Raw genomic sequence first — 16,415 nt, 5'->3', positions numbered from 1 at the left:
TTACTTCAACTAATCCCTGTTGTAGAGTTTCACAATCGAAGAAATTTTACATTCAAGCTCATCCGTAAGCCAATCTTTTTTCATTCTCCACGTCCAATTACCCAACGTATTAGGCGTGTTCGTCCTGTAATCATCATCCAAACCCAAGAAATCCTGCATCTGACACATACACAGACTAGCACTCGTCATGTACGCAACTTTTATCATAGCCATTTCCACATCAACTGAGTTCACATAATTTTTAATGTATTCAAGCTCTTCTGAAGACCTGCTTGTAACAAATCCATTTAACGTTTGATTGTCGTGAGTTCCAGTGTAGTAAACACAATTTTCTCCCACGTTGTGAGGCAAATAATCCGATTCCTCGTTCACATCAAACGCAAACTGCATCACCTTCATGCCTTTGAAACCAAATCTGTCGCGCAAATCTATAACATCATCAGTAATCAAACCCAAATCCTCGGCAACAATCCTGTCAATCAAGTTTTCTTTTTTCAAAATCTCGAAAAACTCCTCGCCCTTTGCCTTAATCCAGTGTCCGTTTTCAGCAGTATTTTCCGATGCATCAATCGCCCAAAAAGCTTCAAATCCTCTAAAATGATCCAAGCGAAGCACATCGTACATTTTCAAATTGTGCTTCAACCTTTTTAACCACCAGTCAAAACCAGTTTTCTCACAACAATCCCAATCATACACAGGATTACCCCAATATTGCCCAGTTTCAGAAAATCTGTCCGGAGGAACACCTGCAGCCAGCTTCGGTGACAAATCCTCGTTCACCACAAACATATCGGGATTTTGCCACATATCACTGCTTTCCTTCGACACATAAATCGGTAAATCTCCAAATATTTTTATCCCCAAATCATTCGCGTAATTTTTCAATTCGAAATACTGCTTGTAAAACAAACATTGTACGAACATATTGTATTCAATCTCAGAAGCTAACAAATTTTCGTAATAATCGACGCTTTTCTTCTTGCGGTATTTTATTTCATACGGAAATTCCAACCAAGATTTGCCATTAAAATGCTTTTTCAAAGCCTGAAACAAACAAAATCCACGAACAAGTTCACGCTCACTAAAATTTTCTGTGTCGATTATCTTCAAAATCTGGTTGTTCTCAAAAGCCTTTCGTAAAATCTCATCCTTTGATTTTGCCACATAATCGTAATCCACAAAATCATCTTCGAATTTGTAGCCACGAACATCACTCTTCGTCAGCAAACCATCCTCAATCAACTTGTCGATGTCGATGTACATGTAGTTTCCAGCAAAAGTTGATGGCGACAAATACGGACTGTTGCCATCAGAACTAATCGGAACAAGTGGCAATATTTGCCAGTAAGTTTGCTTTGATTTCTTCAAAAACCTCACAAACTCATACGCACTCTCTCCAAAACTTCCTATTCCATATTTTGAACTTAAACTGAACACAGGACACAAAATCCCTGCTTTTCTATTACCACTCATATTAGCCCTTCTTGTTTTGTTCACGATACATTCTCGTGTAAATCTTGCCATTTGCCAACAATTCTTCGTGCGTACCTTTTTCCACAATAACGCCCTTGTCCAACACGTAAATGCAATCCACGTTTTTAATCGTAGACAATCTGTGTGCAATTATAAATGTAGTCCTGTTTTGTTTCAATTTATCGATTGCGTATTGAATCACAGATTCCGTTTGCGTGTCGATGTTTGCAGTCGCCTCGTCCAAAATCAAAATCTTCGGATTGGTAATGTAACTTCTCGCAAATGCAATAAGTTGTTTTTCTCCTGCAGAGAAACTTGCACCATTGTCCTTGACTTCTTCATCAAGACCATTTCTGAAATCTATCAACCTGTCCGCACCGATATCTCTCAACGCATTCTCGACTTCTTCATCTGTAAAATCCTTGTCGAGCCTGATGTTACTCCTAACATCTCCCATAAAAAGCACAGGATCTTGTGGCACCAAGGAAATATTCTTCCTTATAGAATCCACGCTGTAGTCGTTGAAGTTCTTGCTGTCGATTTTGATTACTCCTTTTTGAGGCTTATAAAATCCTAAAAGCAAATTGATTATTGTAGTCTTGCCACTTCCAGTAAACCCTACAAATGCAACACTTTCTCCGCTTTTTATATCAAGCGACAAATCTTTAAGCACAGGTTCGTTTTCAATATACGAGAAATCCACATTTTCAAACTTAACATCACCCTTGATGTCGCCAATTTCTCTTTCTGGAAACTCCTCGACCTCAGTATCCAACAATTCAAAAACATGCTCTGCTGCACTGAACGATTGCTCCAACGAGCCCATTCTTTCCACGCAGTTACTGATGTACAAGAAAGTCCTCGAAGTGTATTCCATCGTCAAATACATGCTCCCCAATTTTACATCAGTATTTCCAGTCAAAACATTGTACGCGTAAATTCCAAGTATCGTAATCGTCGCAAAATTTCTGAGAAGCTGCGACACATTGTAGCTCATCGTACCATAAGCCCTGGTCACCATATACCCGTAATCGTAGACATTTTTCGCAGAAGTTTCATAATCCTTGCTAAAATCTTCTTCCAAATTATACGCCTTGATTATCTCGATATTATTGATAGTCTCGTTGATTTTCGCATTCTCTTCGCTGATGTATTTTCTCATATTTGTAAATGCAAAGCGTGATTTTTGCAAAAATTTCTTAAAAATATAGAACATAATTGGGAAAAATAGGCACACAATAATCCCGATTTTCGTGTCAGTTATAAGCACCATCGCAATCATGAATATACTCACGATTACGCTTACCATAAGCTGTGCCAACACCATTTGATAGAAACTCTTCACAGTTTTCGTGTCGTTTGTAATTCTGCTGACAACTTTTCCCGCCGGCAAATTATCGTAAAAAGATATCGGCATTTTTTGAATGTGATCGTACACATCCATCTGCATTCTGCGTGCGATTTTGTTCGCAGTTTTCTCCAAATACACCGTAGAATTGTATTTCCACAGTGAATCCACGAAGAAAACCACCGCATACAAGCACAACACCAACGCTAATTTTCTAATATTGTATACAAGTTTTTCTCCTGTAAGTAAATTGTTGATGATATACGCCAATATAATCGGCCCGATAATCTCGAACACAGTCATCAACACCGTAAACACCATCCCTATCGTCAAGTTTTTCTTCTCGTTTAGGGAGTATTTTATAATTCTATTCGTCACACTCTTTCTCATAAGCACTCTCCACTGTCTGTCTCAAATATTGCTCCTTGTACCAACCATCTTGTTTCATCAAAGAGTCGTGATTACCTCTTTCCACTATTCTGCCGTTTTCAAGAACGATAATCTCGTCTGCATCCTTCACCTGGCTAATCCTATGAGTTGCGATGATATTCGTCTTGCCGGAGCGAATTTTTCTGAAATTATCCAAAATATTCTTCTCCGTTGTTCCATCCACAGCACTCATGCAGTCGTCCATAATCAAAATATCCGGATTCTTTATCAAAGCTCTCGACAACGCAATCCTTTGTTTCTGACCGCCCGACAAACTAATCCCCTTTTCTCCACACAACGTATCCGTTCCATTCACAAGCTTATCCAAATCCTTCTCAAAATCGCTCATTCGTATAGCTTCCATCAATTCTTCATCAGTTGCATCCTTGTTTGTAAGCTTGATATTTTCGCCAATAGTCTTCGAAAAAATCATATGGTTTTGTGGAACATATCCCATTCTTTCTCTGACTGATTCGATAGTATAATCGGTCAAGTTTTTGTCATTCAGAAGTATTTCTCCATCTTCCACATCGTAAAATCTAAGAAATTGCTTCAACAAAGTAGTCTTGCCGCTTCCAGTTTTCCCTAAAACACCCAAAGTCTTTCCAGGTGTAATTAAGAAATTGATATCACTGAGAACATTCTCCTTCGAACTCGGATACTTGAATGACAAATTCCTAAACTCAATCGTAGGATTTTCCTTCAAATCAACAGCATCAGGTTTATTCACAATGTCTTCCTTGTAATCCCACACCTCTTGAATCCTATCCATGCTCGCATCGGCTTGCTTCTTCACGCTGATGAAATCGCCCATGCCAATCATCGGCCAAATCAACAAATTCAAATAAAACATAAAACTCATCAGTCTTCCCACAGTAATGCTTCCAGTTCGTATCAAATAAGTTCCGTAAGAAATCGCCAACACATAAGTCATAACCTCTATAGGCTTTTGGATTGGGCCATACCATGCGATTAACTTTGCAGTCGCCATGTTTTTTTCGTACAAATCATCCGCTCTGTCTTGAAACTTCTTCCTTTGAAAATCCTTCAAATTATTCGCACGAACCACACGCACACCACTTACAGTTTCCAAAGTCTGATCGTTCATCTTATCAAACGATTTTTGCGACTCATCAAAAGTCGTATTCAATTTGTTGCCAATTTTATTGCTCACCACAACCAAAATCGGAAGTGGAAGCACACTTAACAAAGTCAACCTGAAATCTGTCGTCACAATCATCACGATAACTATTAAAATAGGATAAAAAGTCGAATCGAATAAACTCATCAGACCGTATCCCGCAAAATCTCCCAAAGCGTACGGATCATTTGTAGCCTTCCCCATCAAAGACCCCGTGGAATTCTTCTCGAAAAACTCCGGCGATTGCTTCAAATATTTGTCGTACAACCTAGTCGTCACCAAATACCTAATCGTGTCATCGCCCTTAAACACATTCAAATTCCACACAACGCTAACCACATAACACAACACACTTGCAACCAAGCAAATTCCCAAATTAATCTTCAAATTTTCAGCTGTCACATTCTTGTTGAAAATATTGTCCGCCACATTACCAATCATGTAAGGCAAAATCAACTTGAAAGCATAATCAAAAATAAGTGCGATAATTGCGATTATGTAGCTTTTCTTGTAGTAATCAATAAACCACTTATACCTTTTTAACATACTTACTCCTTTACTTTTGCAATAAAAAATAGGGCTCATAAAGAGCCCTAAATAGCAAATTCTATTTTTGCAATAATTTAATGATGTGTTCTCTGAAATCTTCTCCGTCCATAGTAACAGCACCTGTGCCACCAAAAATATCCACAGATACCTTGAAGAAGTTCACAACTAATTTGTCTCCCAAATCATAGTGTTCTTCGATATGACCCGGAACGAAAATCAATTCCTTCTTGTCTGTTTCAACATCATCAAGGTTTAGATGTTTGATAGGGTCAACCATGGCTTCAACCACACCCATATCTTCCATCATCCACATGTTGTTGTTCCAGAATCTTTTTTCTTCAGGACTTCCACCATTCAAAAGCTCTTTGTTTGTAATAGATGATAAAACTCTTCTTACAGCTTCCTCATCAAATTTGTCATTGTATATTAACTTCATTTCATCTCTATTAGCTACATCAATGATAAAAGATTCAGCAACCTTTTGACCTTCTGACGCTGATTGCCAGAAATATAGCATCATTTCAACTACTTCATTATTAATTTTAATGCTCATTATTCAGACCTCCTTCTTTCAAAAATTCTCTATATTAAATATTATACAACTAACAAAAACTTTTTCCAACAAAATTTTCAAAATTTCAACATATTTTCCAATAATTCTACAAATTTTCTTTTTTCAAATCCGCATACACCTTCATCGTATCATCATATCCAAGCTTCAAACCGTATCGCATCTTTTCCTTTTCAAACTCCAAAATTTTTGGGAAGTCCCTGTCCCACGTTTTAATAATCGTGTATTTTGGATTTGTCTTCAACTTACTAGTCAACAAATGCGGCTTCAACGACACAATAACAATCTCATCGCACACATCATCAATCATCTTGTACGGATTATTCTCCATATATCCACCATCAATCAACCTCTTACCGTCCAATTTTTCCTGCTTAAACACCAACAAATTGGAACTCGCACGTAGATAATCTCGCAAGTGACCTTTTGGAATATCCTCAATAAACAAATTCAAAACCCTTCTTTGTTCCACATCAACAGTATTAAGCCCAAGCTTCATCTTAGATTCACGAACTCTCTTCTCATCAATATATTCGCTCAACAACTCATTCAAAGGCTCCACGCTGAAACCCTTGTTATCGCTGAAACCCTTGTTATCGATAAAATCCTTCACCAAGCCTAGCTTATCCTTAGCATTATCCAAACTTAAACTCTGTTCCATAATAGAATTGACATCATTGTCCTTTAGGCTAATCACATCATCATAAGTCAAATTCTCCCACAATTTATACGCAATCTCCCAATCGCCCTGGCAAATCATAGCCGCATTGATAGCTCCAATCGAAGTCCCCACAACATAATCAAAGTCAATTCCCATTTCCACCAACGCCTTGTAAGCGCCAATCTGATAGCAGCCCCTCGCTCCGCCGCCTTCCAATACTAAACCTCTCATAAAACCCCCCTTATTAATTTTAATGCTCATTATTCAGACCTCCTTCTTTCAAAAATTCTCTATATTAAATATTATACAACTAACAAAAATTTTTCCCAACAAAATTTTCAAATTTTATCATATTTTCCAATAATTCTACAAATTTTCTTTTTTCAAATCCTCGTACACCTTCATCGTATCATCATATCCAAGCTTCAAACCATATCTCATCTTTTCCTTCTCAAACTCCATAACCTTAGGAAAATCCCTGTCCCACGTTTTAATAATCGTGTATTTTGGATTTTTCTTCAACTTATTCGTCAACAAATACGGCTTCAACGATACAAGAACAATCTCATCGCACACATCATCCACCATCTTGTACGGATTATTCTCCATATATCCGCCGTCAATCAACCTCTTACCGTCCAATTTCTCTTGCTTAAACACCAACAAATTGGAACTCGCACGCAAATAATCTCGCAAATGACCTTGTGGAATATCCTCAATAAACAAATTCAAAACCTTCCTTTGTTCCACATCAACAGTATTAAGCCCAAGCTTCATCTTAGATTCACGGACTCTTTTCTCATCAATATATTCGCTCAATAACTCATTCAAAGGCTCCACACTGAAACCCTTGTTATCGATAAAATCCTTCGCCAACCCAAGCTTATCCTTCGCATTATCCAAACTTAAACTCTGTTCCATAATAGAATTGACATCATTGTCCTTTAGGCTAATCACATCATCGTAAGTCAAATTCTCCCACAATTTATACGCAATCTCCCAATCTCCCTGACAAATCATAGCCGCATTGATAGCTCCAATCGAAGTTCCAACAACATAATCAAAGTCAATTCCCATTTCCACCAACGCCTTGTAAGCGCCAATCTGATAGCAGCCCCTCGCTCCGCCGCCTTCCAACACTAAACCTCTCATAAAAACCCCCTTCTTAATATGATTATATCATCAACCACCCCACAATGTGTGATATAATTTTTCGTGAAAGGACACAAAATGTACACACTTTTACTCATATCTGCGATACTTCTAATAATCGCAGCCGCAGACAACTTCATAAGTATGTTCACAGCAACAAGCATCGTTTTGTTCGCAATTAGTGCCATCGGACTAATATTTGCGCCACGTTCAAACATAATCTTGAACATAATCATAGCGATCAATGTAATCACAAATTTATTTATCCTTGCGATAATATCATACAGACTCTACCAAAAAGCAAAAGTCAAAGCCAACATCGCACTTCACTTATCGGCAAGTTTACTATACATCGCAATGATAGCAATAAACCTGTTCAAAATATTTGACCTTTACAAATACATAATAGGAATGAATTTGTATCTAAGCTTGATGGTATTGTCGCATTTACTTGGAAACCTCATAATCAAATACCAAAAAATCGACACGGATTTCGACTACATCGTAGTCCTCGGTGGATCCATGAAAGGAATCGAACTGTCCGAACTCATCAAACAAAGAATGCTCACATCATTCGCATATTACAGAACCAATAAAAGCATAATGATATTTTCCGGTGGCAAATCCAACGGAGACATCGAAGAATCAGTAGCCATGAAAAACTTCGCCGTCCAAAACAACATCCAGGACACAGATATTTTATTGGAAAAACTTGCCATGAACACAATGCAAAACATAGAATACGTAAAAACACTCATACAACAGCAAGATGCAGAGTGCGACAGAAAAAAAGTCTGCGTCATCACTAACAACTTCCACGCATTCAGAACCAAACTCATCTGCAACAAAATGAAAGTCAATTGGACAGTAATACCAGCAGAATCTAACCTCAACTCCAAAATCTCGACATACCTCATAGAATTATTAGCTGCAGTCTACCTAGACATCGTACTTCACATCATAATGCTTCTCATCATCACCATAATAATAGGCATCTTAGTATAATCGTAGCTATATTGTAGACATTGTCCTGATTGGAAAATCAAAATAGTGGTATAATATATATAAAGAAATCGGAGGAGGATTTTATGAAAAACATTAAAAAATTTGGATTATTACTTGCATTAATCGCTTCAGTATCGCTATCAAGCTGCAGCAGCGAACAATCATTAACTAAACCTGATACAACAACATCAACAGCTGAAGACAGCAAAAAAGATACAGCGGCCGACACACAAGAAAACAAAAAAGAAGACACTGATAAAACAGAACAAAAAGAAGATAAAGAAGATAAAAAAGAAAACACAGACAAAAAAGAAGATACACAAAAAGACGACCAACAACTTACAGATGATGAAAAAGCAACAATAGATGAATTCGTCGAAAGATTAGAAAAATACGAAGTAGGAACAGCAGGCGCATCACTTAAAATGGACAGACTATTCACAGAAATAGTTAATAGATGCGAATTCCTAGAAACAAAACCAGAACAATCACAACAATACTTCATCAAAAAAGTCTCAGAAGTAAAAGACACAGAAAACTTCAAAATGGCAGTCAAAACATTGAAAAACACAATCGACTACTACAAAGAAGACAAACAAGCATACATCAAACAACTAGAAGATAGCGGATCAGAATGGAATCCACAAATCAAACTCGAAACATTAGAAAATCTAGTAGACAAATTTTAATAGAATTAGGAAAGAAGCTGCAAAACAGCTTCTTTTTTTTGAGAATAAAAACCTCTTCAAAATATGCAAAGCAGAAAACCACAATTGACCGAATATCTAGCTTGCGAAAATAGGTTTAATTTATCCTAGATAGCGGTATAATTCTATTAGGAGGGATAATCATGAAAATTAATACAAAAAATCTTGTATCAATCACAGAAGCAAACCAAAACTTCTCTAAAGTAGCACGTTTAGTAGATGAGCAAGGATCTGCTGTCATATTAAAAAATAATAATCCTAAATATGTAATTATTAAATATACTGAATTTGAATCAGAACAAAATGCTGATGATGAATGCATCACAGAAATCTCAAAAAGAATCTTAAAACAAAATAAAAAAGCTTACAAGGAACTCTCAAAATAAAAAATTGCCAACATATCATAAATTCATATAAAGCAGAAAACCACAATTGTAGTAATCTGCTTTTTTCTCGTTTAGAGATATGTAAACCTATCGTAATTTTCAAATTCATATCCAGGATTTTTAGAGTATTTCATGCAAAAACCATAAGTTTATCCGTAAAATCCTTTAAAATAAAAGGCTTTAACTAAGCGAGTCATCTGGAAAAAATTGTGAAAACTCAATCGCAGAAATCCGGCTAAAATTTGACCGCGTAAGCGAAGCTTGCTTCAAATTTTAGAATTTCGAGATTAGAGTTTTCCAATTTTGGGAAGCCAGAGGAGCGAAGTTAAACCTTTTATTCTGGTTTGAAACAGAGTAAATCTCTCAACAAAAACCTGTCCCTATCTACCTCTACACACGAATTCTCACACCATATCTTGCAACCAAAACCCCAATCCCTGTCTATCTAATCACGAATTCTCTCCGTAACTCTTGCAACAACGCCCATTCCTAACCTACGTCAACACTTGTCCCCATACAAACGAAAATTCATTCGAAAAAATCCGTCAAAATCAGGGAGCAAGGCGAAGCAAGCGGACTGATTTAGGATTTTGAGAGTTGAATTATCAACTTTCTCCCCTTAATCCCCCAGAGGTATGATCCTTTAGAATAAAAGGCTTTAACTAAGCGAGTCATCTGGAAAAAATTGTGAAAACTCAATCGCAGAAATCCGGCCAAAATTTGACCGCTTGAGTGCGAAGCACGAGCTTCAAATTTTAGGATTTCGAGATTTGTTGTTTGCCAATTTTTGGAAGCCAGACGAAGCGTGTTAAACCTTTTATTCTGGTATGAAACAACCTAATTCCTGCAATCAAAAACCCCGTCTCTGTCTATCTTCACACGAATTCTCTGCGTAACTCCTGCAACCAAATCCTGCCCCTGTCTATCTAGCCACGAATTCTCTGCTCTCAATCCAGCAACCATAACTCCTGTCCTTACCTACCTAAGCACCAGCCCCATACAAACGAAAATTCATTCGAAAAAATCCGTCAAAATCAGGAAGCGCAAGCGCAAGCAAGCGGACTGATTTAGGATTTTGAGAGTTGAATTATCAACTTTCTCCCCCTAATCCCCCAGAGGTATGATCCTTTAGAATAAAAGGCTTTAACTAAGCGAGTCATCTGGAAAAAATTGTGAAAACTCAATCGCAGAAATCCGGCCAAAATTTGACCGCGTAAGCGAAGCGTGCTTCAAATTTTAGGATTTCGAGATTTGTTGTTTTCCAATTTTTGGAAGTCAGAGGAGCGTGTTAAACCTTTTATTCTGGTATGAAACCAAGTATTTCCAGCAATCAAAAACCCCGTCTCTGTCTATCTTCACACGAATTCTCTAACTCTACCTAAAAACTACCTTCACACGAACTCTCTAACCCCATCTAACAATTTACCACTCACTCAAAACCTACCTACACACGAATTCTCTAATACCTCACCTTACAAACTCATACCTCAAAACGCCCTCTTTCCCTGGCTCCAGTTCCTCAACAACCTTCCCTTGGTAAAACACATAAGCGCCGCCCTTCGCCCTGTCATCCTCATCCACAAACGAATTCACAAACAACACCGGCATTGGCACAAGCTGCGATTGGTTCCTGTAGTCCACAAACTCATTCTTAAACCAGTCCTTCACCGAAAAATCGACAAACACAGGCCACAACAAAATATCAGAGTCAATCATAGAAATATAAGTATACAAATCCTCATCCCAGAAATCACCGCAAATCAACGTCGAAAAACTCACTCCATCCATCTTGTACAAATACAACTTATCGCCTTCCCTGTAATCGCTGCAAGCAGAAGGCTCCTTCCAACCAGGACTCATTCTCCTGTAATTGTTAATAATCTCGCCACGTTTCGTCACAGTCATCTGCGAAGAATAAAACGCACCATGATCATTCTCAATATATCCGAACGAAATCGCAACCTCATTCTCCCTTGCAATCCTACGAATCTCCGCAATCTCATTCGAATTTTGCGTCACAGGAACACCAACATCATCCTTGTACACGAAACTCAAACACTCAAACCCTTGCAGAAAACTCTCCCCAAACACACACATGTCAGCTCCATTTAAAGCTTCCTCTCTCGCGTATTTCTCAATCTGCTTCATATTAAATACCTTATCATTCAAACGTTGCTCTACAGCACACAAACTAATCTTCATTACTCAAAAAACTCCTTTGCATAACTCAACTCACCACGAGTTTTAAAACCTTCCTCGCATCTCGCCATGAAATAATCATCCTCAACATAAAAAGGACACAAAATCCCGTAGTCCCTCGCCCTCGTAAAACCAAACCTCGTGAACACATCAGGCTCTCCCATTACGCAGACAAATTTCACACCACGACTCATAACATCATTCACAGCATTTCCCACAAGCAAATCCACATTATCATCACTCAAATGCTCATCGTCAATGTAGAAAATCGACAACAACAACCCATCGAACTTCCTCACACGACATTTCGTGAACATCACAAGCCCACAAATCACATCTTCATCTTCCAATACAAACGTACAATCCTCACAGAAACTCTCTGATTTCACAATGTCCTCAAACAATTTCGCATCGTTCTTCTCAGAAAAACTGTACTTCATATCAGAATCTCTCAACAAATCACAACAACTGTCGTAATCATCTGCACTATATAATCTATATCTCATAAATCCCTCTTTTTCATCATTCGTTACATCAATTATATCCTAATTCACACACATTTGCCATTTCACACAACCAAAAAACTGCGAGCTCACACCCGCAGTTTTCCTATTTCCCATACCTTCTAATATCCAACACGAATTTTCTGATATTCACAATAAGCACAATCCACGCTACGATTGTAAGCGCCAACAAAACATAATCAACGGTTTTTGATGACGAATTGCTCTTAGTATTCATTGTCGCCGCATTTTTCTTACTTGTAGCATCAGCACCCGTCTTACCAGAATTCTCATCAACCCTCACGCAATTAATCAAAATTCTTCTAGTAAATGGAGGATACATCGGATCACACGACAATATCGTTAGCATATCCTTGTCTTCCACAGGTTTCAACCTATCCCAATCTGACGGACTGATGTACTCTCTTCCGACAACCTTGTAAGTCAACGTCTTCCCATGATGATGCACATACACCACATCATTAGAATACAATTGACCCACCTTCAAGAGCATAATATCGCCGTACCAACCCCTGTGGCCCGCAAGCACACTACGCCTGCCCTTACCACCCACAGGAATCGAAGTACCGTCAAGTTGACCGACACCCTTCGCCAAATGATCGTAACTAGCACCCAAATAAATAGGCTTCTTGAAATTAATCTTAGGAATCTCCAAATACCCGAAAATCCCATTCTCATCAATCACCTTACTATTCTCAAGCTCAATATCCTCCGAATTAAAAGGATCCACAAGACCCGTCTCATCCACATTCACATTCGAATTGTATTTTTCGATTCGTTCGGAAAGCTCAGTCGACATCTCACCTTGTGTCCTCAAAAAATCATCCATCTTTTTATCTTGTGAGAAAATCTTGTACGACAAATTGCTCAAACAAAAAGTCAACAACCCAATCCCCACAAACAAAATCACATAACCAAACTTCCTACTTGATCTCATTATTCTTCTTCCTTCTTCTTTGTCTAATGTAATACCACAATAAAATCGCTATAATAATCAGTGAAATAATCAAATAAATCTTGTACTTACCAGTCACTTGACTCACCAAATCCTTCTCCACAGCAGCAGGATTGTATTCAGTACGCTCAGCACGAACCAACAACCTGTGCGAATTAATCATATACGGAGTACAAGTCAATAACGTACAATAATCCTTGCCCTCCACAACCAAAACCTTGTCGAAATCGCTCGGCTCCACAACAAAAACGTCGATAACCTTGTACGCCAACACCTCTTTGATATTGTGAATGTAGAACACATCGCCCTTCTTCATCTTATTCAAATCAGTAAACAGCTTCGCAGTAGGAAGACCCCTGTGAGCAGTCAACACAGTATGAGTCCCTTTGCCACCAACAGGAAGGGAAGTCCCCTCCAAGTGACCCACACCCTTTTGCAAAACCTCCTCACTCGTACCAGCGTAAATCGGCAAATCCTGATTAATCTTCGGAATCTCAACGTGGCCGATCTTTTCCTTCACCTCAAGCATCCTAGCATACTCGCTAATCGCATTCTTCTTTTCCTTCTCAGAATAAGGATCCGCAAGCTTACTAGGATCCAAAGTCTTATTGTAAATCTGAGCGAGTCTAATCCTCCTGTCAATCTCCTTTTTGTCAATCTTCTTAGCCGTAATATCAAAATCGTGCACCGCACTATTAGCCTCAATCCTGTAGTACAACCTTGAAATCAAAGGATACATCGCCACAGCAAACCCCATCAAGAAAATCAACACATACTTCAAATTTTCCTTTAACTTAGACTTCTTCATGCTTATCCTCTACATCAAGTTCTTTTAATCTCTTCTTCGCCTTACGTTGACGATAAATCAAATACAACAAAATAGCGATAATAACCAAAGAAACATAGAACAAATACCTGTAAATATAACTTGCCTTATTATCAGCAATCAACGCCTCATCCACAGCAGGAACGTAAGGAACCCTATGACCTCTAACCAAAAGCCTGTGCGAATTAATCATAATAGGAGTACAAGTAAGTAACGTACAATAATCATGACCCTTCACAATCAGCAAATCATTGAAATTCGAAGGCTCCACAATCTTTATCTGATCCACCTGATAAGCCAACGTACCGAAAATATTATGCACATAAAACTTATCGCCAATCTTCATCATCTTCAAATCAGTAAACAACTTCGCCGTAGGAAGCCCACTGTGAGCAGTCAACACCGCATGAGTATTGTTCCCACCAATAGGAAGAGAAGTCCCCTCCAAGTGGCCAATCCCAATCTGCAACACATCCTCGCTCGTACCAGCATACATCGGCAAATCCTGATTAATCTTCGGAATCTCAACGTGACCAATCTTCTCCTTCACCTCAAGCATTCTCGCATAAGCCTTCCTGCCCTCTTCTTGGTTTTTCTTATCATAAGGATCCTTGCTCACCACATTATTCAATGAATCATTGTAGCCCTTTGCCAAAGCCAACCTCTTATCCAATTCCTCCTTCGACAAACCCTTCACAGCCTTGTCGAACTCCTTCACTTGATTAGTGGAATCCACCCTATAATACAACCTAGAAATTACAGGATACATCATCACACCAAATCCCAATAAAAATATTAAAATAAACACAAAATTATGCTTAATCTTCTTCCACATTACAATTACCTTTCTCAAATACCGGTTTCTAAGTCAATTATACCTTAAAAAATAAAATCGAAAAATATTTGATAACGAACATAACCAAACCCTCACACCAATAACACATCTCACAAAATCGTAGACCACCTAGCATGAGGGTTTATTTTTACATATTCTAAAATCTATTTTTCGACTTACTTAATATCTTTTCCTATTAACTTATCGTCCTTCGCAATTATCCACTTACCAATAAAGAACATAATCGCACCGCCAATCATACTCATGAAAAATCTAATGTCCCCAGTCTTTGGAATACGACGAGTAATATCTCCACCTGGAGTTCTTCGTCTAGTAATAGTGTCACTCTTGTTAGTGATGAAAGCAATGGAAATAGTCTTATCATCAGCTTGTTTTTTGATTTCAAATTCCACAGGCTCACTCAATAAAATGAAACCTTGTGGAGCTTTTATCTCAACCAAGTAATACTTACCATAATCCATATCCTCAACAGCAAACTTACCATTGTCAGCACTTGTTACAATATAATCCTTGCCGTCCTTCTTCACAGGCTCAAACTTTCCATCCGCATTCTTAGTCATAACCTTGAACATCGCGCCACCCAAAGGCTTCTTAGCTTCATCAGTCTTCATGAAATCATGTCTACCCTTGTCAGTAGAAGTCTTGCTGTTTACAACCCTAAGTTCCACCGACTTGTCAGTAATAGTAAACCTAGTGTCCACATTCTTAATCATATAACCTGCTGGTGCTTCCACCTCTCTGAAAATATAATCGCCCTTCTTAATATCGTTGATTATAATCTCACCAGATTCATTGGAAATATACAAGCCCTCATCAGATTTTTCCTCTTTCTTAGATTCTTCGCTGGACTTTTCTTCCTTTTTTTCATCCTTGGATTTTTCTTCCCTTTTTTCAGACTTGGAATTTTCGTCCTTCGACTCATCTGCGTTTTCTTCAGATTGCACCTTGGATCTGTTCTCATCTTCTGGAGATAGTTCAAGCTTGTCATCTTTTTTCAAAGTATCCTTGTTCTTCAACTCAACGTATTCGCTGCCACGTCTCACAAGTAACTTAAACTTAGCACCCTTCAAAGGATTGCCGCTTTCGTCCACCTTCACAAGTCTCACATTAGTAGAAGATTCCTTCGCGTGAATAGTCACATTCTTGCTGTCATTCTCCACATCATCTGGAAGGTTAATCAAAGCAGGAACAATATCCTTGTCACGTTTAATACCCGAAGTGTCACGCACATAATACGCACCCTTATCCAAATTCTTGAATACTGCCTCATTATTGGAAAACTCCACTTCAGTAGCATTCTTGTATGTAGAATTCAGATTTTCTACGGACAACTTATTCAAATCTCCAAGCTCAGTAGCCTTTTCGGAATCGGGAATCTGTTCATCCTTCACCTTCCACAAACTCATCTTTCCCGTAACATCTCCGTATTTCTTGTCAACCGTCACAGTTATCGAATAATCACCCGCAGCAAATGAACTGCTAGTCGCAATCATCGCCACCATTATCATAACCATCAAAATTTTTCTTAAAATCTTCATATTATTACCTTCCATATATATTTATATCCATTATCTTATCCTTCTAAAAGTGCAAATACCTCACATATTTGCACTTTTAGAAGAAGGAAAATTGC

The 16,415-nt window shown here is 38.2% G+C and carries 15 protein-coding genes; 3 read left to right on the top strand and 12 right to left on the bottom strand.

Annotated elements, in window-relative coordinates; translation table 11 throughout:
- Positions 1-9: 9 nt before the first annotated feature.
- From malQ to GKF99_RS05525, 6 genes are all read right to left on the bottom strand, one after another.
- Positions 10-1,473 carry a 4-alpha-glucanotransferase gene (gene malQ / locus GKF99_RS05550; RefSeq protein WP_154272873.1) on the bottom strand — a complete coding sequence of 488 codons (1,464 nt, stop codon included), beginning with the start codon at positions 1,471-1,473 and terminating at the stop codon, positions 10-12.
- Between the two features lies 1 nt (position 1,474).
- Positions 1,475-3,211, bottom strand: coding sequence for an ABC transporter ATP-binding protein (locus GKF99_RS05545; RefSeq protein ID WP_154272833.1), 1,737 nt, complete (start codon positions 3,209-3,211; stop codon positions 1,475-1,477).
- Complete coding sequence (locus GKF99_RS05540) at positions 3,189-4,937, bottom strand: ABC transporter ATP-binding protein (RefSeq protein ID WP_154272832.1); 1,749 nt, start codon at positions 4,935-4,937, stop codon at positions 3,189-3,191. The genes GKF99_RS05545 and GKF99_RS05540 overlap by 23 nt, the downstream gene beginning before the upstream one ends.
- 61 nt (positions 4,938-4,998) lie before the next feature.
- Entirely contained in the window at positions 4,999-5,493 is a 495-nt protein-coding gene (locus GKF99_RS05535; RefSeq protein ID WP_094204231.1) for a hypothetical protein, read from the bottom strand.
- A gap of 106 nt (positions 5,494-5,599) precedes the next feature.
- Positions 5,600-6,403 (bottom strand): patatin-like phospholipase family protein, encoded by an 804-nt coding sequence (locus GKF99_RS05530; RefSeq protein WP_154272831.1) that lies wholly within the window; start codon positions 6,401-6,403, stop codon positions 5,600-5,602.
- 135 nt (positions 6,404-6,538) lie between these two features.
- Positions 6,539-7,324, bottom strand: a complete 786-nt coding sequence (locus GKF99_RS05525) for a patatin-like phospholipase family protein (protein WP_154272830.1) — start codon at positions 7,322-7,324, stop codon at positions 6,539-6,541.
- A gap of 78 nt (positions 7,325-7,402) precedes the next feature.
- On the opposite strand from GKF99_RS05525, the gene GKF99_RS05520 reads away from it, so the two are divergent.
- From GKF99_RS05520 to GKF99_RS05510, 3 genes are all read left to right on the top strand, one after another.
- Positions 7,403-8,329, top strand: coding sequence for a YdcF family protein (locus GKF99_RS05520; protein ID WP_154272829.1), 927 nt, complete (start codon positions 7,403-7,405; stop codon positions 8,327-8,329).
- 83 nt (positions 8,330-8,412) lie between these two features.
- Entirely contained in the window at positions 8,413-9,018 is a 606-nt protein-coding gene (locus GKF99_RS05515; protein WP_154272828.1) for a hypothetical protein, read from the top strand.
- A 161-nt stretch (positions 9,019-9,179) separates the two neighbouring features.
- A complete protein-coding gene (locus GKF99_RS05510; protein WP_094206721.1) occupies positions 9,180-9,422 on the top strand; it encodes a type II toxin-antitoxin system Phd/YefM family antitoxin in 243 nt (80 codons plus the stop codon).
- A gap of 1,467 nt (positions 9,423-10,889) precedes the next feature.
- On the opposite strand, the gene GKF99_RS05505 is transcribed toward GKF99_RS05510, so the two are convergent.
- The 6 genes from GKF99_RS05505 to GKF99_RS05480 form a co-directional block, all read right to left on the bottom strand.
- Complete coding sequence (locus tag GKF99_RS05505) at positions 10,890-11,624, bottom strand: carbon-nitrogen hydrolase family protein (protein WP_154272827.1); 735 nt, start codon at positions 11,622-11,624, stop codon at positions 10,890-10,892.
- Positions 11,624-12,127 carry an acetyltransferase gene (locus tag GKF99_RS05500; RefSeq protein ID WP_154272826.1) on the bottom strand — a complete coding sequence of 168 codons (504 nt, stop codon included), beginning with the start codon at positions 12,125-12,127 and terminating at the stop codon, positions 11,624-11,626. The genes GKF99_RS05505 and GKF99_RS05500 overlap by 1 nt, the downstream gene beginning before the upstream one ends.
- A gap of 103 nt (positions 12,128-12,230) precedes the next feature.
- Entirely contained in the window at positions 12,231-13,082 is an 852-nt protein-coding gene (locus GKF99_RS05495; RefSeq protein WP_154272825.1) for a class C sortase, read from the bottom strand.
- Entirely contained in the window at positions 13,069-13,908 is an 840-nt protein-coding gene (locus GKF99_RS05490) for a class C sortase (RefSeq protein WP_154272824.1), read from the bottom strand. Before GKF99_RS05490 ends, GKF99_RS05495 begins: the two co-directional genes overlap by 14 nt.
- Positions 13,895-14,761: a class C sortase gene (locus GKF99_RS05485; RefSeq protein WP_002840364.1), complete on the bottom strand. Its 867-nt coding sequence runs from the start codon at positions 14,759-14,761 to the stop codon at positions 13,895-13,897. The genes GKF99_RS05490 and GKF99_RS05485 overlap by 14 nt, the downstream gene beginning before the upstream one ends.
- A gap of 176 nt (positions 14,762-14,937) precedes the next feature.
- The gene (locus tag GKF99_RS05480; protein WP_154272823.1) at positions 14,938-16,320 is read right to left on the bottom strand and encodes a SpaA isopeptide-forming pilin-related protein; all 1,383 of its coding nucleotides are present in this window, start codon (positions 16,318-16,320) and stop codon (positions 14,938-14,940) included.
- Positions 16,321-16,415 lie beyond the last annotated feature (95 nt).

It is taken from the genome of Finegoldia sp. BIOML-A2 (genome assembly GCF_009678315.1).
Lineage (GTDB): Bacteria > Bacillota > Clostridia > Tissierellales > Peptoniphilaceae > Finegoldia > Finegoldia magna.
This window is presented reverse-complemented; position numbering and strand designations above follow the sequence as displayed.

What these genes read in the sequence shown, in the direction of transcription:
- GKF99_RS05500 (WP_154272826.1), bottom strand. Translation starts at nt 12,127, where the DNA reads ATGAGATATAGATTATATAGTGCAGATGATTACGACAGTTGTTGTGAT.
- GKF99_RS05495 (WP_154272825.1), bottom strand. Translation starts at nt 13,082, where the DNA reads ATGAGATCAAGTAGGAAGTTTGGTTATGTGATTTTGTTTGTGGGGATT.
- GKF99_RS05505 (WP_154272827.1), bottom strand. Translation starts at nt 11,624, where the DNA reads ATGAAGATTAGTTTGTGTGCTGTAGAGCAACGTTTGAATGATAAGGTA.
- GKF99_RS05480 (WP_154272823.1), bottom strand. Translation starts at nt 16,320, where the DNA reads ATGAAGATTTTAAGAAAAATTTTGATGGTTATGATAATGGTGGCGATG.
- GKF99_RS05490 (WP_154272824.1), bottom strand. Translation starts at nt 13,908, where the DNA reads ATGAAGAAGTCTAAGTTAAAGGAAAATTTGAAGTATGTGTTGATTTTC.
- GKF99_RS05530 (WP_154272831.1), bottom strand. Translation starts at nt 6,403, where the DNA reads ATGAGAGGTTTAGTATTGGAAGGCGGCGGAGCGAGGGGCTGCTATCAG.
- GKF99_RS05520 (WP_154272829.1), top strand. Translation starts at nt 7,403, where the DNA reads ATGTACACACTTTTACTCATATCTGCGATACTTCTAATAATCGCAGCC.
- malQ (WP_154272873.1), bottom strand. Translation starts at nt 1,473, where the DNA reads ATGAGTGGTAATAGAAAAGCAGGGATTTTGTGTCCTGTGTTCAGTTTA.
- GKF99_RS05535 (WP_094204231.1), bottom strand. Translation starts at nt 5,493, where the DNA reads ATGAGCATTAAAATTAATAATGAAGTAGTTGAAATGATGCTATATTTC.
- GKF99_RS05540 (WP_154272832.1), bottom strand. Translation starts at nt 4,937, where the DNA reads ATGTTAAAAAGGTATAAGTGGTTTATTGATTACTACAAGAAAAGCTAC.
- GKF99_RS05545 (WP_154272833.1), bottom strand. Translation starts at nt 3,211, where the DNA reads ATGAGAAAGAGTGTGACGAATAGAATTATAAAATACTCCCTAAACGAG.
- GKF99_RS05525 (WP_154272830.1), bottom strand. Translation starts at nt 7,324, where the DNA reads ATGAGAGGTTTAGTGTTGGAAGGCGGCGGAGCGAGGGGCTGCTATCAG.
- GKF99_RS05515 (WP_154272828.1), top strand. Translation starts at nt 8,413, where the DNA reads ATGAAAAACATTAAAAAATTTGGATTATTACTTGCATTAATCGCTTCA.
- GKF99_RS05485 (WP_002840364.1), bottom strand. Translation starts at nt 14,761, where the DNA reads ATGTGGAAGAAGATTAAGCATAATTTTGTGTTTATTTTAATATTTTTA.
- GKF99_RS05510 (WP_094206721.1), top strand. Translation starts at nt 9,180, where the DNA reads ATGAAAATTAATACAAAAAATCTTGTATCAATCACAGAAGCAAACCAA.